18 protein-coding genes and 1 other RNA gene are annotated in these 20,685 nt (G+C 61.5%); 17 read left to right on the top strand and 2 right to left on the bottom strand.

Annotated elements, in window-relative coordinates:
* Positions 1 to 13 precede the first annotated feature (13 nt).
* On the bottom strand, positions 14 to 388 hold the full coding sequence (locus HBN63_RS03660; RefSeq protein WP_170048432.1) for a YraN family protein: 375 nt from the start codon (positions 386 to 388) through the stop codon (positions 14 to 16).
* Positions 385 to 2,196, bottom strand: a complete 1,812-nt coding sequence (locus HBN63_RS03655; RefSeq protein WP_170048431.1) for a penicillin-binding protein activator — start codon at positions 2,194 to 2,196, stop codon at positions 385 to 387. The genes HBN63_RS03660 and HBN63_RS03655 overlap by 4 nt, the downstream gene beginning before the upstream one ends.
* A gap of 154 nt (positions 2,197 to 2,350) precedes the next feature.
* Here HBN63_RS03655 and rsmI point away from each other — a divergent pair, with 154 nt between their 5' ends.
* The 17 genes from rsmI to ftsZ all read left to right on the top strand — a co-directional run bounded on the left by rsmI (position 2,351) and on the right by ftsZ (position 20,668).
* Positions 2,351 to 3,193 (top strand): 16S rRNA (cytidine(1402)-2'-O)-methyltransferase, encoded by an 843-nt coding sequence (rsmI, locus tag HBN63_RS03650; protein ID WP_170048492.1) that lies wholly within the window; start codon positions 2,351 to 2,353, stop codon positions 3,191 to 3,193.
* 41 nt (positions 3,194 to 3,234) lie between these two features.
* An RNA gene (gene rnpB, locus HBN63_RS03645) (RNase P RNA component class A) lies at positions 3,235 to 3,593 on the top strand.
* 309 nt (positions 3,594 to 3,902) lie between these two features.
* Complete coding sequence (gene mraZ, locus HBN63_RS03640; protein ID WP_090249128.1) at positions 3,903 to 4,358, top strand: division/cell wall cluster transcriptional repressor MraZ; 456 nt, start codon at positions 3,903 to 3,905, stop codon at positions 4,356 to 4,358.
* 2 nt (positions 4,359 to 4,360) lie between these two features.
* Positions 4,361 to 5,302, top strand: a complete 942-nt coding sequence (gene rsmH / locus HBN63_RS03635) for a 16S rRNA (cytosine(1402)-N(4))-methyltransferase RsmH (RefSeq protein ID WP_170048430.1) — start codon at positions 4,361 to 4,363, stop codon at positions 5,300 to 5,302.
* Complete coding sequence (gene ftsL, locus HBN63_RS03630; RefSeq protein WP_170048429.1) at positions 5,299 to 5,592, top strand: cell division protein FtsL; 294 nt, start codon at positions 5,299 to 5,301, stop codon at positions 5,590 to 5,592. The genes rsmH and ftsL overlap by 4 nt, the downstream gene beginning before the upstream one ends.
* On the top strand, positions 5,592 to 7,328 hold the full coding sequence (locus tag HBN63_RS03625) for a penicillin-binding transpeptidase domain-containing protein (protein ID WP_090249122.1): 1,737 nt from the start codon (positions 5,592 to 5,594) through the stop codon (positions 7,326 to 7,328). The genes ftsL and HBN63_RS03625 overlap by 1 nt, the downstream gene beginning before the upstream one ends.
* Positions 7,328 to 8,791 carry a UDP-N-acetylmuramoyl-L-alanyl-D-glutamate--2,6-diaminopimelate ligase gene (locus HBN63_RS03620; RefSeq protein ID WP_170048428.1) on the top strand — a complete coding sequence of 488 codons (1,464 nt, stop codon included), beginning with the start codon at positions 7,328 to 7,330 and terminating at the stop codon, positions 8,789 to 8,791. The genes HBN63_RS03625 and HBN63_RS03620 overlap by 1 nt, the downstream gene beginning before the upstream one ends.
* A complete protein-coding gene (gene murF, locus HBN63_RS03615) occupies positions 8,784 to 10,154 on the top strand; it encodes a UDP-N-acetylmuramoyl-tripeptide--D-alanyl-D-alanine ligase (protein ID WP_170048427.1) in 1,371 nt (456 codons plus the stop codon). The genes HBN63_RS03620 and murF overlap by 8 nt, the downstream gene beginning before the upstream one ends.
* Positions 10,154 to 11,236 carry a phospho-N-acetylmuramoyl-pentapeptide-transferase gene (mraY, locus tag HBN63_RS03610; protein WP_167142529.1) on the top strand — a complete coding sequence of 361 codons (1,083 nt, stop codon included), beginning with the start codon at positions 10,154 to 10,156 and terminating at the stop codon, positions 11,234 to 11,236. Before murF ends, mraY begins: the two co-directional genes overlap by 1 nt.
* Positions 11,237 to 11,257: 21 nt before the next feature.
* The gene (gene murD / locus HBN63_RS03605; RefSeq protein WP_170048426.1) at positions 11,258 to 12,604 is read left to right on the top strand and encodes a UDP-N-acetylmuramoyl-L-alanine--D-glutamate ligase; all 1,347 of its coding nucleotides are present in this window, start codon (positions 11,258 to 11,260) and stop codon (positions 12,602 to 12,604) included.
* Positions 12,604 to 13,830 carry a putative lipid II flippase FtsW gene (gene ftsW / locus HBN63_RS03600; RefSeq protein ID WP_170048491.1) on the top strand — a complete coding sequence of 409 codons (1,227 nt, stop codon included), beginning with the start codon at positions 12,604 to 12,606 and terminating at the stop codon, positions 13,828 to 13,830. Before murD ends, ftsW begins: the two co-directional genes overlap by 1 nt.
* A complete protein-coding gene (murG, locus tag HBN63_RS03595; RefSeq protein WP_170048425.1) occupies positions 13,820 to 14,890 on the top strand; it encodes an undecaprenyldiphospho-muramoylpentapeptide beta-N-acetylglucosaminyltransferase in 1,071 nt (356 codons plus the stop codon). Before ftsW ends, murG begins: the two co-directional genes overlap by 11 nt.
* A 34-nt stretch (positions 14,891 to 14,924) precedes the next feature.
* A complete protein-coding gene (murC, locus tag HBN63_RS03590; protein WP_222931702.1) occupies positions 14,925 to 16,334 on the top strand; it encodes a UDP-N-acetylmuramate--L-alanine ligase in 1,410 nt (469 codons plus the stop codon).
* Positions 16,331 to 17,281 carry a D-alanine--D-alanine ligase gene (locus tag HBN63_RS03585; RefSeq protein WP_170048424.1) on the top strand — a complete coding sequence of 317 codons (951 nt, stop codon included), beginning with the start codon at positions 16,331 to 16,333 and terminating at the stop codon, positions 17,279 to 17,281. Before murC ends, HBN63_RS03585 begins: the two co-directional genes overlap by 4 nt.
* Before the next feature lie 3 nt (positions 17,282 to 17,284).
* Positions 17,285 to 18,160, top strand: coding sequence for a cell division protein FtsQ/DivIB (locus HBN63_RS03580; protein ID WP_170048423.1), 876 nt, complete (start codon positions 17,285 to 17,287; stop codon positions 18,158 to 18,160).
* Between the two features lie 20 nt (positions 18,161 to 18,180).
* Entirely contained in the window at positions 18,181 to 19,428 is a 1,248-nt protein-coding gene (ftsA, locus tag HBN63_RS03575; protein ID WP_090251236.1) for a cell division protein FtsA, read from the top strand.
* Positions 19,429 to 19,471: 43 nt separating this feature from the next.
* Complete coding sequence (gene ftsZ, locus HBN63_RS03570) at positions 19,472 to 20,668, top strand: cell division protein FtsZ (RefSeq protein ID WP_170048422.1); 1,197 nt, start codon at positions 19,472 to 19,474, stop codon at positions 20,666 to 20,668.
* Positions 20,669 to 20,685 lie beyond the last annotated feature (17 nt).

The raw sequence follows: 20,685 nt of genomic DNA, 5'->3' as shown, positions 1-20,685 counted from the left end.
GTGTGGCTTCTGTTCAGGTATCAAAGGCGTTTTGAATCCAGTCCAGTTGCGCGGGGGCTTGGCTGTCGGCGGTTATGGCAATCACATCAAAACGGCATGGGTACTTGGCCCAGCGTGCTTCTTGTTGCAGAAAGTGCTGAGCGGCGCGGCTGAGTTTCTCACGTTTACGTGCATCAACGCTCTCGGCCGCGCCGCCCCAGGCGCTATGGCGCCGATAGCGAACTTCTACGAATACTACTGTATCGGCGTCGAGCATGACCAGATCGAGCTCGCCGACACGACAGCGCCAGTTCTGTGCAAGCAGGCGCAAACCATGTTGTTCAAGATACTGCCGGGCTTGTGCCTCGGCAGCGTCTCCGCGTTGTTGCGTGCTGATGCGCTCGCTCAATTGATGCTATCGGGAAGCGGTTGAACCTGGCCGTCACGGAACTCGGCCCAGGGCAGTTGCCGCTCGATGCGCTGGCTCGGGTTCAGGCTCAGATTGCCGGACAGACCTTGCAGGCGAGTATCGGGCAGGGCTTTTAGCTGATTTAGACGTGGAGCCAGCAGGTAGGCGTCGGCACCCATGGCATACAGGCGACCGAGGCTGCCGCCGGCTTGCGGCCACTGCGTGCTGGCCTGCTGGCGCAGCGGGTCGTTGATGTTCAGCAGCCAGGGCGTTTCACAGAACATGATGCCGTTGAGGTCGATGTACTGCGCCTGGTTGTAGGTGCCGGTAAACAAGTGCGACGTGGCATACACCGGCACATCACCGGCGTACTGGAAGGCCAGCGTAGGTTTGATCTGCTGAGCCTGCTGCGGCGTGGCAGCGAGGAAGATGAAGTCGACATCGCGGCGACGCGACGGGGCAGCAGCAACCGAGGTGCCCAGGGTGTTTTGCAGGCGTTTGCTGCGTGCTTCACTTTCGCGCAGCTGGAACAGGTCGGCGATCTGTCGGGCCAATTCGACCGGCTGATCAACATGCTCGGCAGCGATCAGGGTGCCGCCTTGGGCTTGCCAGCTTTGGCGGAAGGCCGCGAGCACGCGGTCGCCCCATTCACCGTTGGGTACCAGTGCTACAGCGCGGCGCATGCCGTCGGCCCAGGCGCGGCGGGCGACTTCGCGGGCTTCGTCCTCGGCTGCTAGGCCGAATTGGAACAGTTGTGCAGGGCCTTCCTGGCTACCTTCGCTGTAATTCAACGCGAGAGTTGTGATGGGCAGCTGTTCACGGCTGCTTAGCTGGCTGACCAGGTTTTTCTCCAGCGGACCGATCACCAGCTGCACGCCACTGGCTTGGGCCTGGGTGTAGAAAGCGTCCATGGAGCCGATGCGCGAGCTGTCAAAAATCTGAATGTTCGGTGGGTTCTGCCCGGCTTGCTGCGCTTGATAGTGGGCTGCCAGGAAGCCGTCGCGCAGAGCGCGAGCCACGCTGGCCAGTTGGCCATCTTGTGGCAGCAGCAAGGCGATCTCGGTCAGCGGTTGGCTGGAGAGTTTTTTCAGCTCGACCAGCGCCTGCGGCAGTTGTTGCGCGGCAGGGTGCTGCGGATTGGCGGCAACCCAGGCATCAATAGCGCTTTGCTGCTGCTCCAGGGTGCCAGCGCTCTTGGATGCGCGGGCCAACTCCAGCCAGCCGTCGAGGTCAGCATCGCCGCTGGCTTGCAGGTCGCCTTCTGGCAGGCTGGAAACCAGTGCCCAGATGGTTTCCTGGTTGTCTGTGGCACTGGCGCCACTCAGCAGTGGAGCGATATAGGCGCGCTCGCGCGCTGCGGCCAGGATTTGCCCGGTGTCCTGCAGGGCGTTCGCGCGTACCAGCTGGCTGCGTACCTGTTGTTCAACCGGTAGCTCGCCGAGACGTTCCATGCTCGGGTGGCTGAGGGCGCGCAGGGCGGCCTTGGGTTTATTGCGGCTCATGTCCAACTCTGCGCGCAGGGTGCTGGCGTAGATCTGCTGGGCGGGCTTCAGGCTTTCCAGTTGCACTTGCTCCAGAATGCTGCTGGCGCGGGCTAAATCCTTCTGCTTATAGGCCAGGTCTGCCGCCGACAAGCGTAGTGCTGCGGCTTGCTCGATGGGGCTTTCGGCTGCTTGTTGCAGCAGCTGTTCAATGTTGGCTTGCGGCGTGCGCGGCAGCTCTCCCAAGGTCGATGAGGGCTGGCTGGCGCAGGCGGCGAGCAGGCCGGCAAGGCAGAGAATAGAGATGGGGCGCAGGCAGGCGATCATGTAAGCGTTCCTGATACTTGATCAAATTGAGCGTCGAATTGTACCCAAGCCCGCCGGGTGACGCGATGTCGAAGGTTGGAAACGGGCTACAATGCGCGCTTTGCTGATTTAAGAGGCCTGTGCTGTGACCACTTCCGCTGCTGCGAATTCGCCTTTGGGCAGTCTTTATGTGGTTGCTACACCCATCGGCAACCTGGATGACATCAGCGCGCGCGCGCTGACTATCCTGCGCAGCGTGGCTCTGATTGCTGCCGAAGACACCCGCCATTCCGCACGCCTGATGCAGCATTTTGGCATCGGTACGCCGCTGGCAGCCTGTCATGAGCACAACGAGCGCGATCAGGGTGGGCGCTTTCTCGCGCGGCTGCTGGCCGGCGATGATGTGGCGTTGATCTCTGATGCGGGCACGCCACTGATTTCTGATCCGGGTTATCACCTGGTGCGCCAGGCGCGCGCTGCGGGCGTTGCCGTGGTGCCCGTACCAGGCGCCTGCGCACTGATTGCTGCGTTGTCTGCTGCAGGCTTGCCGTCGGATCGCTTTATTTTCGAAGGCTTTCTCCCCGCCAAGGCCGCAGGGCGGCGCGCGCGCCTTGAGCAGGTCAGGGAGGAGTCGCGCACGCTGATCTTCTATGAGGCGCCGCATCGCATTCTCGAATGCCTGCAGGATATGCAGTCGGTGTTTGGCGATCAGCGCCTGGCGTTGCTGGCGCGTGAGTTGACCAAGACCTTTGAAACGCTGAAAGGTCTGCCGTTGGCTGAGCTGGCCGATTGGGTGGCTGCCGACAGTAATCAACAGCGCGGCGAATGTGTGGTGCTGGTCGCGGGTTGGCAGGCGCCGGAAGGCGACGAGGCTGTCAGTGCCGAAGCCATGCGTGTGTTGAATCTGCTGTTGGCGGAAATGCCGCTGAAACGCGCAGCGGCGCTGGCGGCAGAGATCACCGGGGTGCGCAAGAACCTGCTCTATCAGGTGGCTCTGGAGCAGCAGAAAGACGTTTAAACCTTGTTCTATAGGGCGCGGGCCGTTAACCTTGCCTACGGAGAGTCGATCGGACAGTCGCTGCCGTGTTGCGTTCTGCGTAATGCGGGGGAGGAAAGTCCGGGCTCCATAGGGCGGAGTGCCAGGTAACGCCTGGGAGGCGTGAGCCTACGGAAAGTGCCACAGAAAATAACCGCCTAAGCGCTTCGGTGCCGGTAAGGGTGAAAAGGTGCGGTAAGAGCGCACCGCGCGACTGGTAACAGTTCGTGGCTAGGCAAACCCCACTCGGAGCAAGACCAAATAGGGTTCCATTGGCGTGGCCCGCGCTGGAACCGGGTAGGTTGCTAAAGGCGTGCAGTGATGTACGTCGTAGAGGAATGACTGTCCTCGACAGAACCCGGCTTACAGATCGACTCTCCACCTTCCTCATTTATCCGCTTCACTGTTTCGCCTCCTTTCTAAGACCGAAAAAATCTTACTCTTAATAAACTACTTTAACTTCGTAGTTCAACGCGCTGCATATGTTCATTTTTATATCCATTTCTTCGCGTTATTTCTCCGTTTTGACCCTCTCAAAGTTCGCTAAATCGCCGTTCTATAAGGATTTTTCCCGCCAAGCGTGCCTTGACGGTGGGGGGCGTGCGTTCCTATAGTGTGCGCGAGTGGTAAGAAGTGGCAGAAAGTGGGTTTCTTAGGCACGGATAGCTAATAAAAAAGGGGAAACGCGATCGTGTTTCGCGGAGCAAACGCCATCAGTCTCGACGCCAAAGGGCGACTCGCGATGCCAAGTCGGTATCGGGACGAGCTTGTGTCGCGTTGCGCCGGCCAGCTTATCGTCACGATTGATGCCATTGATCCCTGCCTGTGTGTCTATCCACTGTCCGAGTGGGAGCTGATTGAAGCCAAGCTCCGCGAACTCGCCTCCTTCCGTGAAGAAAACCGCCGACTGCAGCGTTTGCTGATCGGCAACGCTGTTGATCTTGAACTGGATGCCAGTGGTCGTTTCCTGGTGCCGCCACGTCTGCGCGAGTACGCCAAGCTGGACAAGCGCGCGATGCTGGTCGGCCAACTCAATAAATTCCAACTGTGGGATGAAGATGCCTGGAATGCTGTGGCCGATGCCGATCTGGCCGCGATCAAGCAACCGGGTGCTTTGTCTGACGACCTACGTGACCTGATCCTGTGACCATGACCAGCAATTTCCGCCATATCACCGTGCTACTCGACGAGGCTGTCGAAGGGCTGGCTGTGCGCGCGAATGGTTGCTATCTGGATGGTACCTTCGGGCGTGGCGGGCATAGTCGGCTGATTTTAGAAAAGCTCGGGCCAGACGGTCGCTTGCTGGGGTTTGACAAGGATCCCCTGGCAATTGCGACGGGGAATGCGCTGGCGGCCGAAGACGGCCGCTTTGTCGTTGTGCAGCGCAGCTTTGCTGAGCTGGGTGACGAACTGGCGCAGCGCGCTCTAGCAGGCAAAGTCAGCGGTATTCTGTTGGATCTGGGCGTGTCGTCGCCGCAGCTGGATGACGCCGAGCGCGGCTTCAGCTTTATGAATGACGGCCCGCTGGATATGCGCATGAATCCGGATGCGGGCGTCAGCGCTGCAGACTTTATTGCCAGCGCCGCCGAAGAAGAAATCGCGCGGGTCTTCAAAGAGTTCGGTGAAGAGCGCTTTGCCAAGCGCATGGCCCGTGCCGTGGTGTTGCGCCGCACCGAGCAGCCGTTTACCCGCACCGCCGACCTGGCTCAGGTGCTGACCGTCGCCAATCCGGCCTGGGAAAAGGGCAAGAATCCGGCAACTCGCGCCTTCCAGGGCCTGCGCATCTATATCAATAATGAATTGGGCGATCTGGAAAGCGGCCTTGACGCCGCCCTGGAGAGCCTCGAAGTGGGCGGCCGCCTGGTGGTGATCAGCTTCCACTCGCTGGAAGACCGCATCGTCAAACTCTTTATGCGCAAGCATGCCAAGGGTGAGATGGACAAGCTGCCACGCGATCTGCCGATCATCCCGAAAGCCTTCGAACCACGCTTGAAACTGATTGGTAAGCCGGTATTTGCCTCCGAAGCCGAGCTCGCAGCCAACCCGCGTTCGCGCAGTGCGGTGATGCGCATTGCAGAGAAAGTGCGATGAGCGCGCTATTCGCCAAGCCATTGCCCGGCGGCAGTCTGCTGATGCTGCTGTTGTTTGTGGCTGTGCTCGTATCTGCGGTGGGCGTTTCCTACAGCGCGCACTGGAACCGTCAGCTGCTTAATGAACTGTATGCCGAGCTCAGTGTGCGCGACAAAGCGCAGGCTGAGTGGGGGCGCTTGATCCTCGAACAAAGCACCTGGACCGCGCACAACCGTATCGAAACCCTGGCCACTGAGCGCTTGAGCATGCGTATCCCTGATGCCGCCGAAGTACGGATGGTGGCGCCATGATGGGTCTTGAAGGTGCACTCTACCCTTGGCGTTTCCGTCTGGTGCTGCTGCTACTGGCACTGATGGTGGGCGCGATTGCCTGGCGTATTGTTGACCTGCAAGTGTTCGATCAGAGCTTTCTGCAGGCCCATGGTGACGCGCGCAGCGTGCGGCATATCCCGATTCCGGCGCATCGCGGTTTGATTACCGACCGTAATGGCGAGCCTTTGGCTGTCAGTACCCCGGTGACCACCCTGTGGGCTAATGGCAAGGAACTGCAGAGCGGTAAGGCCAAGTGGGATGCCTTGGCGGCAGCCCTTGGGCAGGACCCCAAGACCTTTTCCGCACGCCTGGCGGCTGCACACGAGCGCGAGTTCATGTACTTGGTGCGTGGGCTGACGCCTGAGCAGGGTCAGCGCATTCTCGACCTGAAAGTGCCCGGCGTGTATGGCATTGAAGAATTCCGCCGCTTCTACCCAGCAGGTGAGGTGGCCGCCCATGTGGTGGGCTTTACCGACATTGATGACCGTGGCCGTGAAGGCATGGAACTAGCCTTCGAGGATTGGCTGGCTGGCGTGCCTGGTAAGCGCCAGGTGCTCAAGGATCGCCGCGGGCGGCTGATCAAAGACGTCCAGGTTGCTCAGAATGCCAAGGCCGGTAAGACCTTGGCATTGTCGATTGACCTGCGCCTGCAATACCTCGCACACCGCGAGCTGCGCAATGCCGTGACCGAGTTCGGTGCCAAAGCCGGCAGCCTGGTGCTACTCGATGTGCAGACCGGTGAAGTGCTAGCCATGGTCAATCAGCCGACCTATAACCCGAACAATCGCCGTAACCTGCAGCCGGCTGCTATGCGAAACCGCGCGATGATCGACGTGTTTGAGCCGGGTTCGACCGTTAAGCCGTTCTCCATCGCTGCCGCCCTCGGCTCGGGTCGCTGGACCCCGGAAATGACCGTAGACACCGCCCCCGGCAGTCTGCGTATCGGTCGTTACACCATTCGTGACGTGTCGCGCGGCGGTGTGCTTAACCTCACCCAGATTCTGATGAAGTCGAGCAACGTCGGCATCAGCAAGGTGGCCTTCGATATCGGCGCCGAGCCAATTTACGCCGTGATGCAGCAAGTCGGCCTGGGGCAGGACACGGGCCTGAGCTTCCCCGGCGAGCGCGTTGGCAACCTGCCCAACTACCGCGTCTGGAAACAGGCCGAGACTGCCACTCTGGCTTACGGCTACGGCCTCTCGGTGACCGCCGTGCAACTGGCGCACGCTTACTCGGTGCTGGGCAACGACGGCAAGAACGTAAACCTGTCGATGGTGCGCCTGGATCGCCAGCCGGTTACGACCCAGGTCATTGACGAGCAGATCGCCAAGACCGTGCTCGGCATGCTCCAGTCCGTGGTTGAAGAACCGGGCGGCGGCGGCGCGCGGGCCAAGGTGCCGGGCTACCACGTCGGCGGCAAAAGCGGCACCGCACGTAAAGCTGCAACCGGCAGCAAGGGCTATGTCGATAAGGCGTACCGCTCATTCTTCGCAGGCGTTGCGCCAATCGATAACCCGCGTATCGCCGCCGTGATCATGATCGACGAGCCTAGCGAAGGGGGCTACTACGGTGGCCTGGTTTCTGCTCCGGTTTTCGGCAAGGTCATGGCTGGCGCACTGCGCTTGATGAATGTCGCCCCGGATAATCTGCCAGCACCTGAAGCCGTGAAGGTCGAAACCGCCGCTGCCGCACCCGTTAAAGGAGGGCGTATCTGATGCCCATGCCCCTTAATCAGTTACTGCCGCAAGCCGCCAGCTCGACACTGATTCGTGAATTGACCCTGGACAGCCGCAAGGTACGTCCTGGTGACCTGTTTCTGGCCGTGCCCGGCACCCAGCAGGATGGGCGTGTGCACATCGCTGATGCGGTTGCCCGTGGCGCCTCCGCCGTGGCTTATGAAGCCGAAGGTGCCGCGGTGATGACCGCGCACAGCGCTGAATTGGTCGCGCTCAAGGGCCTGGCTAATCAGCTGTCGGCGATTGCTGGGCGCTTCTATGGCGAGCCAAGCCGTGGCCTGCATTTGATCGGTATTACGGGCACCAACGGCAAGACCAGCGTCAGCCAGTTGTTGGCACAAGCTCTGGACCTGCTGGGCGAGCGCTGCGGCATCGTCGGCACCCTGGGCAATGGCTTTTATGGCGCGCTTGAACAGGGCCGTCATACCACGCCGGATCCGATCGGCGTGCAGGCGACATTGGCGGACATGAAAAACGCCGGTGCGCGCGCGGTGGCGATGGAAGTGTCGTCCCACGGCCTGCACCAGGGCCGCGTTGCCGCGCTGGCATTTGATGTGGCGGTGCTGACCAACCTGTCCCGTGATCACCTGGACTATCACGGCTCGATGCAGGCCTACGCCGAGGCGAAAGCCGCGTTGTTTGCCTGGTTGGGCCTGCGTTGCCGGGTGCTCAATCTGGACGATGCCTTTGGCCGTGAGCTGGCAGCTGCCGAGCACGAGTCGCGCCTGATCAGCTACAGCCTGAGCGATGCCGAAGCCTATCTATATTGCCGCGATGCGCAGTTTGACGAGCAAGGCGTGCGCGCCACGCTGGTCACCCCGCGCGGCGAAGGTAGCCTGCGCAGCTCACTGCTCGGGCGCTTCAACCTGAGCAACCTACTGGCAGTGGTCGGCACGCTGCTGGGGCTGGATTACCCACTGGATGAAATTCTCCAGGTGCTGCCACAGCTGCAAGGCCCCATCGGCCGTATGCAGCGCTTGGGTGGCGGCAAGCAGCCGCTGGTGGTGGTGGACTACGCACACACTCCGGATGCTTTGGAAAAAGTCCTCGAAGCCCTACGTCCGCATGTCAAAGGCCGCCTGCTTTGCCTGTTCGGCTGTGGTGGCGACCGTGACAACGGTAAGCGCCCGCTGATGGCCGCGGTGGTTGAGCGTCTAGCCGATGCAGTGCTGGTCACCGATGACAATCCCCGCACCGAAGCGCCGGCAAAGATTTTCAGTGACATTCGAGCAGGTTTCGTCACACCTGAGGCCGTGCAGTTCGTCCATGGCCGTGGTCAGGCGATTGCTCAGCTAATCGCCAGCGCGTCTGCCGATGATGTACTGGTGCTGGCCGGTAAGGGGCATGAGGACTATCAGGAAATCAACGGCGTGCGTCAGCCCTTCTCCGACCTGGTCGAAGCGGCCAACGCTTTGGCCGCATGGGAGGTGGCGCATGCTTAAGGCGCTGCGGTTGAGCGAAGTGGCTGGCCCATTGAGCGCCCGGGTGATCGGTGTCGATGTGTCATTCAGCGCCGTCAGCAGCGACAGCCGGGCGATTCAGCCGGGCCAGCTGTTCGTCGCCCTGGCCGGTCCGCGCTTTGATGGTCATGACTACCTGGCTGAAGTCGCCAGCAAAGGTGCTGTGGCGGCACTGGTCGAGCGTGAAGTGGCGGGTGCGCCGCTGCCGCAACTGCTGGTCGCCGATACCCGTCTGGCCCTGGGTCAGTTGGGTGCGCTCAATCGTCAGGCATTCAACGCACCTGTGGTGGCGATTACCGGCTCCAGCGGTAAGACCACCGTCAAAGAAATGCTCGCCAGCATCCTGCGCGAGGGTCTGCAAGGTCCGGTGTTGGCCACCCGTGGCAACCTGAATAACGATCTTGGCGCACCGCTGACCCTGCTGGAGCTAGCGCCTGAGCATGTTGCCGGGGTGATCGAGCTGGGCGCCAACCATGTCGGCGAGATTGCCTACACCGTTGGCCTGACCCAGCCGCAAGTGGCCGTGCTGAATAACGCCGGGACTGCGCATGTCGGCGAATTCGGCGGCCCTGAGAAAATTGTTGAAGCCAAGGGCGAGATACTCGAAGGCCTGAGCGAAAGCGGTGTGGCCGTGCTCAACCTTGATGATCGGGCCTTTGCCATCTGGCAACAGCGCGCCAAAGGTCGCCGCGTCAGCAGTTTCGCCCTGGTTAATCCGGCGGCTGACGTTTATGCCAGCGAACTGGCCCGCGACGCCCGTGGTTGCTCAGCCTTTACCCTACATTGCGCCAGTGGTCAGGCACGTATTCAGCTCAACCTGCTCGGCGAACACAACGTCGCTAATGCCCTGGCTGCTGCTGCGGCTGCCCAGGCGCTGGGCCTGGTTCCTGAGTCGATCAAGGCCGGGCTGGAAAGTCTGCAACCGGTCAAAGGCCGCGCCGTTGCGCAGATTGCGCCGAACGGCCTGCGGGTGATCGACGACAGCTACAACGCCAATCCGACATCCGTCTGCGCAGCTATCGATATCCTGGCCGGTTTTCCTGGTCGCCGTGTGCTGGTGCTGGGCGATATCGGCGAGCTGGGCGCTTGGGCCGAGCAGGGCCATCGCCAGGTCGGCAGCTATGCGCTCGGTAAGATCGATGCGGTGTATGCCGTTGGCCCCCTGATGGCGTATGCCATTGAAGAATTCGGCACACAGGGTCGGCATTTTGCCGACCAGGCCAGCCTGATTGCTGCGCTGCACAGCGAGCAGGGCGACACCACTGTTCTTATTAAAGGTTCACGCAGCGCCGCGATGGAAAACGTCGTGGTGGCGCTGTGTGGCGCATCCGGGGAGATTCACTAATGCTGCTGCTGCTGGCGGAGTACCTGCAACAGTTCCACAAGGGTTTCGCAGTGTTTCAGTACCTGACACTGCGCGGCATCCTCGGCGTGCTTACCGCCCTGGCCCTGTCGTTGTGGCTGGGCCCGTGGATGATCCGCACCCTGCAGATTCGTCAGATTGGCCAGTCGGTACGTAACGACGGCCCGCAGTCGCACCTGTCGAAGAAAGGCACGCCAACCATGGGTGGCGCGCTGATTCTCTCGGCCATCGCCGTCAGCACCCTGCTCTGGGCTGACCTGTCCAACCGTTATGTCTGGGTTGTGCTGGCCGTAACCTTGCTGTTCGGCGCCATTGGTTGGGTGGATGACTACCGTAAGGTGATCGAGAAGAACTCCAAGGGCCTGCCGAGCCGCTGGAAATACTTCTGGCAATCGGTGTTCGGCCTCGGTGCGGCGTTCTTCCTTTATATGACCGCGCAGAGCCCGGTGGAAACTACCCTGATTCTGCCAATGCTCAAGGACTTCAGCCTGGAGCTGGGCCTGGGCTTCGTGGTGCTGACCTACTTCGTTATCGTCGGTTCGAGCAACGCAGTAAACCTGACTGACGGCCTTGATGGCCTGGCCATTCTGCCTACCGTAATGGTCGGCGGCGCCCTGGGGATCTTCTGCTACCTGTCGGGCAACGTGAAGTTCGCCGAGTACCTGTTTATCCCCTACGTGCCGGGTGCGGGTGAGCTGATTGTGTTCTGCGCTGCGCTGGTTGGTGCTGGCCTCGGTTTCCTCTGGTTCAACACCTACCCGGCGCAAGTGTTTATGGGCGATGTCGGCGCGCTGGCGCTGGGCGCGGCCCTGGGCACCATCGCGGTGATCGTCCGTCAGGAAGTGGTGCTGTTCATCATGGGCGGCATCTTCGTGGTGGAAACCCTCTCGGTGATCATCCAGGTCGCCAGCTTCAAGCTGACCGGCAAGCGCGTGTTCCGCATGGCGCCGATCCATCACCACTTTGAACTGAAAGGCTGGCCTGAGCCGCGCGTGATTGTGCGCTTCTGGATCATCACCGTGATTCTGGTGCTGATCGGCCTTGCCACCCTGAAACTGCGTTGAGGATTGAGGACTTATAACAGCATGACCCTGATCGCTTCTGACCACTTCCGCATCGTTGTCGGCCTCGGCAAGAGCGGCATGTCCCTGGTGCGTTTCCTCGCACGCCAGGGCCTGCCGTTTGCTGTGGTCGACACCCGTGCCAATCCGCCGGAGCTCGCCACCTTGCGTGAGCAGTTCCCGCAGGTGGAAGTGCGTTGTGGCGAACTGGATGTGGAATTCCTCTGCCGCGCCAGCGAGCTGCTGGTCAGCCCGGGTCTGGCCATCGCCACGCCGGCGCTGCAGGCTGCTGCTGCGCGCGGGGTCAAGCTGTCGGGTGATATCGACCTGTTCGCCCGCTATGCCAAAGCGCCGATTGTTGCCATCACCGGCTCCAACGCCAAAAGCACTGTGACCACCCTGGTTGGCGAAATGGCCGCAGCGGCCGGCAAGAAGGTCGCCGTCGGCGGCAACCTCGGTACCCCGGCGCTGGACCTGCTGAATGATGAGATCGAGCTGTATGTCATGGAGCTGTCGAGCTTCCAGCTGGAAACCACCGACCAGCTCAACGCTGAAGTGGCAACCTGCCTGAACATCAGCGAAGACCATATGGATCGCTACGCCGATCTGCCGGCTTATCACCTGGCCAAACACCGCATCTTCCGTGGCGCGCGCCAGGTAGTGGTAAACCGCGACGATGCGCTGTCCCGTCCGCTGGTAGCTGATCAACTGCCGTGCTGGTACTTCGGCCTGGGCAAGCCGGATTTCAAGCGTTTCGGCCTGCTCGAAGAGAGTGGCGAGAAATACCTGGCTTACCAGTTCGACAGCTTGCTGCCGGTGCGTGAGCTGAAAATTCGCGGCGCGCACAACCAGTCCAACGCCCTGGCTGCTTTGGCGCTGGGCCATGCGGTGGGCCTGCCGTTCGAGCCGATGTTGGCAACCCTCAAGCAGTTCGCCGGCCTGCCGCATCGCTGCCAGTGGGTTGGCGAGCGTAATGCCGTGAGCTACTACGACGATTCCAAAGCCACCAACGTCGGTGCCGCATTGGCGGCCATCGAAGGCCTGGGCGCGGATATCAGCGGTAAGCTGGTGCTGATCGCCGGTGGCGATGGCAAGGGCGCGGATTTCTCGGCCCTGAAAGCTCCGGTCGGCAAGTTCTGTCGCGCCGTGGTGCTGCTGGGCCGCGACGCCGAGTTGCTGGCTGAGGCGCTGGGCGACGCCGCACCGCTGATCCGGATCAAGACCCTGGAGGAGGCTGTGCAGCGTGCTGCCGAGCTGGCTGAAGAGGGCGATGCTGTGCTGCTGTCGCCGGCCTGCGCCAGCCTGGACATGTTCAAGAATTTTGAAGAGCGCGGGCGTCTGTTCGCCCAGGCAGTGGAGGCTTTGCAATGATGCTGGCCCGCCTGCTCGCCGCGCCTTCGCCGCTGCATACCCGTCGCGGTATCGATATCGACTTCCCGCTGCTGGCCGGTTGCCTGGCGCTGCTCGGCTTGGGTTTGGTGATGATCGCCTCGGCCTCTTCGGAAGTGGCGGCAGTGCAATCGGGCAACCCGCTCTATCACATGATTCGCCACCTGATTTATCTGGCCATTGGCCTGGGCGCTGCGCTGGTGACCCTGCTGGTGCCGATGGCGCTGTGGCAGCGTTACAGCGGCATGTTGCTGCTGGCGGCGGTGGTGCTGCTGATTCTGGTACTGCTGCCGGGCATTGGTCGTGAGGTCAACGGTGCTAAGCGCTGGATCGGCCTGGGCGTGTTCAACCTGCAGCCGTCCGAGTTGGCCAAGCTGTTTAGCGTGATGTTCATCGCCGCCTACCTGGTGCGTCGCCAGGAAGAAGTGCGCGAGAAGCTCACCGGCTTTATCAAACCGATGCTGGTGCTGGGTCCTATTGCCGCGCTGCTGCTGGCCGAGCCGGACTTCGGCGCTACCGTGGTCCTGGTTGGCGCGGCCATCGCCATGTTGTTCCTCGGCGGGGTCAACCTGCTGCGCTTTATTCCGCTGGCGGCCTGCGTACTCGGCCTTGGCGTGCTGGTGATGACCAGCCAGGCCTATCGCCTGGAGCGTCTGACCAACTTCGTCGACCCGTGGGCTGACCAGTACGGCGCCGGTTACCAGCTGAGCCAGGCGCTGATCGCCTTCGGTCGTGGTGAGTGGTTCGGTGTTGGCTTGGGCAACAGCGTGCAGAAGCAGTTCTACCTGCCGGAAGCGCATACCGACTTCGTATTTGCCGTGCTGGCCGAAGAGCTGGGCATGGTTGGTGCGCTGATTACCGTCGCCCTGTTCGTCTTCGTTAGCGTGCGCGCCCTGTATATCGGCTTGTGGGCCGAGAAGGCCAAGCAGTTTTTCTCGGCCTATGTGGCTTACGGCCTGGCGTTCCTGTGGATCGGTCAGGTGCTGATCAATATTGGTGTGAACGTCGGCCTGCTGCCGACCAAAGGGCTGACCCTGCCATTCCTCAGCTACGGCGGCAGCTCGCTGGTGATCTGCTGCGTCAGCCTGGCGCTGCTGCTGCGTATCGAGTGGGAGCGTCGCACCCAGCTGGGCAGCGAGGATGTCGACTTCAAAGAATCGGATTTCTTCGAAGGCCAGTCTGCCGAGGAGGTTCAGCATGCGCGGTAATGTGTTGATCATGGCCGGCGGCACCGGTGGGCACGTATTCCCGGCGCTGGCCTGCGCCCGCGAGTTCAAGGCGCGTGGCTACAGCGTGCATTGGCTGGGTACGCCGCGTGGCATCGAGAATGAACTCGTGCCGTCTGCTGGGCTGCCGCTGCACCTGATAGACGTCACTGGCCTGCGTGGCAAGGGCAAGCTGTCGCTGCTGAAAGCGCCGTTCCAGTTGATCAAGGCGCTGTTCCAGGCGCGTAAAGTGATGCGCGAACTGCAGCCAGTCTGTGTGCTGGGCATGGGCGGTTATGTCACCGGCCCCGGTGGCCTGGCCGCGCGCATGAGCGGCGCGCCGCTGATCATCCACGAGCAGAATGCCGTGGCAGGTACCGCCAACCGCAGCCTGGTGCCATTCGCCAGCCGCGTCTGCGAAGCCTTCCCGAATACCTTTGGCAACAGCGACAAGCGCCGCACTACCGGCAATCCGGTGCGTGAAGAGCTGTTCCTGGAAACCCCGCGTGATTCGCTGCGCAACCGCCAGCCGCGTTTGCTGGTGCTGGGCGGCAGCTTGGGCGCCGAACCGCTGAATAAATTGCTGCCCGAAGCCCTGGCGCTGGTGGCGGCTGAGCTGCGCCCTGAAGTGTTCCATCAGGCCGGCAAGCAACATGATGCAATTACCGCTGAACGCTATCGCGCAGTTGACGTCGAAGCGCAGGTCGCGCCGTTTATCAAGGACATGGCGCGGGCGTATGCCTGGGCCGATCTGGTGGTGTGCCGGTCCGGTGCGCTGACTGTTAGCGAACTGGCCGCCGCCGGCCTGCCGGCATTCCTGCTGCCGCTGCCGCACGCGATCGATGATCACCAGACCCGCAATGCCGATTATCTGGCCAGTGCCGGCGCTGCCGTACTGCTGCCACAACGTTCCACTGACGCCGCCAAGCTGGCCGCGCAGCTGACCGAGGTTTTGATGCACCCCGAACAACTCACTCAAATGGCGCAGACGGCTCGTCGTCTGGCCAAGCCCGATGCAACCTGCACCGTTGTCGATATCTGCCTGGAGGTGGCCCGTGGCTAAGTCTCCCGCCGCTGCACGTTCGGAAATCCGCCGCATGCGCCGCATTCGCCGCATCCACTTCGTCGGCATCGGTGGTGCCGGCATGTGCGGTATCGCCGAAGTGCTGCTCAACCTGGGTTATGAAGTCTCCGGCTCCGACCTCAAGGCGTCGGCCGTGACCGAGCGTCTGGAAACTTTTGGTGCACAGATATTTATTGGCCACCGCGCCGAAAATGCCGAGCAAGCTGACGTGCTGGTTGTCTCCAGCGCGGTAAATACCAGCAACCCGGAAGTGGCCACGGCCCTTGAGCGTCGCATCCCCGTGGTGCCACGCGCCGAGATGCTCGCCGAGCTGATGCGCTATCGCCACGGTATTGCTGTTGCCGGCACTCATGGCAAGACCACCACCACCAGCCTGCTGGCCTCGGTGTTCGCCGCAGGCGGCCTGGACCCGACGTTCGTGATTGGTGGCCGGCTGAATGCCGCCGGCACTAACGCGCAGCTGGGCAGCAGCCGTTACCTGATCGCCGAAGCCGATGAGAGTGACGCCAGCTTCCTGCACCTGCAGCCGATGGTCTCGGTGGTCACCAATATCGACATGGACCACATGAGCACCTATGGCGGTGACTTCAACAAGTTGAAGAAAACTTTCATCGAGTTCCTCCACAACCTGCCGTTCTACGGTCTGGCGGTGATGTGCGTGGATGACCCGATCGTGCGCGAGATCCTGCCACAGGTAGCCCGTCCGACCGTGACCTACGGTTTTGATGAAGATGCCGATGTGCGTGCGATCAACGTGCGTCAGCAGGGCATGCAAACGTTCTTCACCGTGCTGCGCCGCGACCGCGAGCCGCTGGACGTGTCGGTGAATATGCCGGGCAACCACAACGTGCTGAACGCCCTGGCCACCATCGCCATCGCCAGCGACGAAGGCATCAGTGATGAAGCCATCGTCCAGGGGCTGTCGCAGTTTCAGGGTGTGGGTCGACGCTTCCAGGTCTACGGCGAGCTTCCGGTGGACGGGGGTAGCGTGATGTTGGTCGACGATTACGGCCACCACCCGCGCGAAGTCGCGGCGGTTATCAAGGCCGTACGCGGTGGTTGGCCGGAGCGCCGCCTGGTGATGGTTTACCAGCCGCACCGTTTCAGCCGTACCCGCGACCTGTATGACGATTTCGTTCAAGTACTCGGTGATGCCCAGGTGTTGTTGCTGATGGAAGTCTACCCGGCCGGTGAAGCACCGATTCCGGGGGCGGACAGCCGCAACCTGTGCCACAGCATCCGCCAGCGCGGCCAGCTCGACCCGATCTATATCGAGCGCGGTGTGGATCTCGCGCCCATCGTCAAGCCGCTGCTGCGCGCGGGCGACATTCTTCTTTGCCAAGGTGCCGGCGATATCGGCGGCCTGGCTCCGCAACTGTTGCAAAGTCCGCTGTTCGCAGCGGCCGAAGGTAAGTCGAAATGAGTGCTGCCAGTCTGCAATCACAATTTCCGGTCAGCGCCTTCGGGCGCGTGGCCGTGCTGTTCGGCGGCAAGAGCGCCGAGCGTGAAGTCTCTCTGAAATCCGGTAATGCCGTGCTGCAAGCGCTGCTGGCTGCCGGTGTGGATGCGTTCGGCATCGACGCAGGCGATGACCTGCTGCAGCGCCTGACTGCCGAGAAAATCGACCGGGCCTTTATCGTGCTGCATGGACGTGGTGGCGAAGACGGTTCGATGCAGGGCTTGCTTGAGTGTGCCGGAATTCCTTACACCGGCAGCGGCATCCTGGCTTCGGCTCTGGCTATGGACAAGCTGCGCACCAAGCGTGTGTGGCTGAGCCTTGGCCTGCCGACGCCGGCACACGCGGCGCTGGCCTGCGAAGCCGACTGCCATGCGGCGGCGGCCGAGCTGGGCTTTCCGCTGTTCGTCAAGCCGGCCCATGAGGGTTCGAGCATTGGCATGGCCAAGGTCAATGACGTCGATGCGCTGATCGCTGCCTGGAAAGATGCCAGCCGCTACGACTCGCAGGTGCTGGTCGAACAGATGATCGCCGGTCCGGAATTCACCATCGCCATGCTGCGCGGTCAGGTGCTGCCGCCGATTGCTCTGGGCACGCCGCACAGCTTCTACGACTACGACGCCAAGTACTTGGCCAATGACACTCAGTACCGCATCCCATGCGGCCTCTCGGCTGAAAAAGAAGCCGAGCTGAAGGACCTAACGGCGCGCGCTTGTGAGGCCGTGGGCACCCAGGGCTGGGCACGTGCTGACGTGATGCAAGACGCCGATGGCAAATTCTGGCTGTTGGAAGTCAACACCGTGCCGGGCATGACCGACCACAGCCTGGTGCCAATGGCAGCCCGTGCTGCGGGTCTGGATTTTCAACAACTGGTGTTGGCGATTCTTGCCGACAGCCTTGAGGCGCGGGGTTAAGTCATGACGGCCACCTTGCGTCACCAGCCAGGCTCGAACCGCGCCCCCGTGCGCGGTAAGCCTGCGCAGCGCGGCGCCAGCCGTTTGGTGGCCAAGGAGCCGATCAGCCTGCGGATAAGCCTGCCGAAAGCCCGTTTAACAGGCATGGGCAGCTGGCTGAAGCGCCTGACCTGGCCGCTGTTGCTGCTTGCGCTGGGGTACGGCACCTATGAGCTGTCGTTGCGTGCGTTGCCTTATGCCGATCAGCCGATTGCGCGGATCAGCGTTGAGGGCGACCTCAGCTACGTCAACCAGCAGGCGGTGCAGGAGCGCATTGCGCCTTATGCCAATGCGAGCTTTTTCAGTGTCGACCTGCTCAGCCTGCGCCACGAGCTGGAGCTGATGCCGTGGATTGCCAGCGCTCAGGTACGCCGCATATGGCCTGATCAGTTGGTGGTGCGTCTGGAAGAGCAATTGCCGATTGCCCGCTGGGGTGATGAGGCGCTGTTGAACAACCAAGGCGAAGCCTTTGCCCCGCAGGAAGTGAGTAATTACCAGCACTTGCCGCAGTTGTATGGCCCGCGTCGTGCCCAGCAGCAGGTGATGCAGCAATACCAGGTACTCAGTCAGATGCTGCGGCCCATGGGCTTTTCCGTGGCTCGGTTAGAGCTGCGTGAACGCGGCAGCTGGTTCCTCTCCACTGGGCAGGGCATTGAACTGCTGCTGGGGCGTGACCACCTGGTGGAAAAAATGCGGCGCTTCACGGCCATTTACGACAAGGCCTTGAAAGAGCAACAAGCGAATATTGCGCGGATCGATCTGCGCTATGCCAACGGTCTTGCCGTGGCATGGCGTGAGCCGATAGCGCCCGCAGCGGCTGAAACCGCTGTCGTGCAGTGAATCAGGAGAAGATGAAAGCCATGGCAAACGTGCAGAGCGGCAAGATGATCGTCGGCCTCGATATCGGTACCTCCAAGGTGGTGGCGCTGGTCGGTGAAGTGAATGCGGACGGCCAACTGGAAATCGTCGGCATCGGCACCCATCCGTCACGCGGTTTGAAGAAGGGCGTGGTGGTGAATATCGAATCCACCGTGCAGTCGATCCAGCGCGCCGTAGAAGAAGCCCAGCTGATGGCTGGCTGCCGCATTCACTCAGCCTTTGTCGGCGTGGCCGGCAACCATATCCGCAGCCTCAACAGCCACGGCATCGTTGCCATTCGTGATCGCGAAGTCAGCCCCGCGGATCTGGAGCGCGTACTCGATGCCGCCCAGGCCGTGGCCATCCCGGCGGATCAGCGCGTGCTACACACCCTGCCGCAGGACTATGTGATCGATAACCAGGAAGGCGTGCGTGAGCCGTTGGGCATGTCCGGCGTGCGCCTGGAAGCCAAGGTGCACGTCGTGACCTGTGCCGTGAATGCTGCGCAGAACATCGAGAAGTGTGTGCGTCGCTGCGGTCTGGAAGTGGACGACATCATTCTTGAGCAACTGGCCTCGGCCTATGCCGTGCTGACCGACGACGAGAAAGAGCTGGGCGTGTGCCTGGTTGACATCGGCGGCGGCACCACTGACATCTGCATCTTCACCGAAGGCGCGATTCGCCACACCGCGGTGATCCCGATTGCCGGCGACCAAGTCACCAACGACATCGCCATGGCCCTGCGTACCCCGACCCAGTATGCCGAGGAGATCAAGATTCGGTATGCTTGCGCGCTGGCCAAGCTGGCTGGTGCGGGCGAAACCATTAAAGTTCCCAGCGTCGGCGATCGTCCACCCCGTGACCTTTCGCGCCAGTCCCTGGCTGAGGTGGTGGAGCCGCGTTATGACGAGCTATTCACCCTGATTCAGGCTGAACTACGTCGCAGCGGTTATGAAGACTTGATCCCGGCTGGGATCGTGCTGACCGGCGGTACAGCGAAGATGGAAGGAGCCGTCGAGCTGGCCGAAGAGATTTTCCATATGCCGGTGCGCCTGGGCGTGCCGCAAGGTGTCAAAGGATTGGCCGACGTAGTGCGTAACCCCATCTATTCCACAGGCGTAGGCCTGCTGCTATACGGGCTGCAAAAGCAGGCCGATGGCATTTCCATGTCTGCGCTTGGCAGCTACAGCGATGAACCCAAACAACCTGTGCTGGAACGGCTGAAACGCTGGGTCCAGGGCAATTTCTGATTTTGCAGTAGGCGTTATAACTAGAAAGTAAAGGAGAGGGAAAATGTTTGAACTCGTAGACAGCGCTCCAGCTAGTGCAGTTATCAAGGTCATCGGCGTGGGCGGCGGCGGCGGTAATGCTGTCAATCACATGGCGAAAAACAACATTGAAGGCGTTGAGTTCATCTGCGCCAACACGGATGCTCAAGCCCTGAAAAACATCGGCGCGCGTACCGTGCTGCAGTTGGGCACTGCGGTGACCAAGGGTCTCGGCGCTGGCGCCAACCCAGAAGTCGGTCGTCAGGCAGCGATGGAAGATCGCGAGCGTATCGCTGAAGTGCTGCAAGGCACCGACATGGTCTTTATTACCACTGGCATGGGCGGCGGTACCGGTACCGGTGCAGCCCCAGTCATCGCTCAAGTGGCCAAAGAAATGGGCATCCTCACCGTTGCGGTGGTGACCCGTCCGTTCCCGTTCGAAGGCAAGAAGCGCATGCTGATCGCCGAAGAAGGTATCCGCGCGCTGTCGGAAAGCGTCGACTCGCTGATCACCATCCCGAACGAAAAACTGCTGACCATCCTCGGTAAGGACGCCAGCCTCTTGTCGGCTTTCGCCAAGGCTGACGATGTTCTGGCTGGTGCCGTGCGCGGTATCTCCGACATCATCAAGCGTCCGGGCATGATCAACGTCGACTTCGCCGACGTGAAAACCGTGATGAGCGAAATGGGCATGGCGATGATGGGCACTGGCTGCGCCAGCGGTCCTAACCGTGCACGTGAAGCCACCGAAGCGGCAATCCGTAATCCTCTGCTGGAAGACGTCAACCTGCAAGGCGCGCGCGGCATCCTGGTGAACATCACTGCCGGTCCTGACCTGTCCCTGGGTGAGTACTCTGACGTGGGTAACATCATCGAGCAGTTCGCTTCCGAGCACGCCACCGTTAAGGTTGGCACCGTAATCGATCCGGACATGCGCGACGAGCTGCACGTGACTGTAGTTGCCACTGGTCTGGGTGCGCGTATCGAGAAGCCGGTTAAGGTTATCGACAACACCGTGCAGGTTTCTACTAACACTGTAAGTGGCTCGAACAGTGCGCCAGCCCCGGCCCGTGCCGAGCAGAGTGTTAACTATAAGGACTACGAGCGCCCAACCGTCCAGCGTCAAAGCCACGGCGGCGCTGCTACTGCCGCTAAGCTGAACCCGCAGGACGACTTGGATTATCTGGATATTCCAGCCTTCTTGCGTCGTCAGGCCGATTGATGAAATGTATCAGGAGC

Source organism: Pseudomonas sp. WS 5011 (genome assembly GCF_012985775.1).
GTDB lineage: Bacteria > Pseudomonadota > Gammaproteobacteria > Pseudomonadales > Pseudomonadaceae > Aquipseudomonas > Aquipseudomonas peli.
Note: the sequence above shows the minus strand (reverse complement) of the source record. Positions and strands in the feature narration are given on the sequence as shown.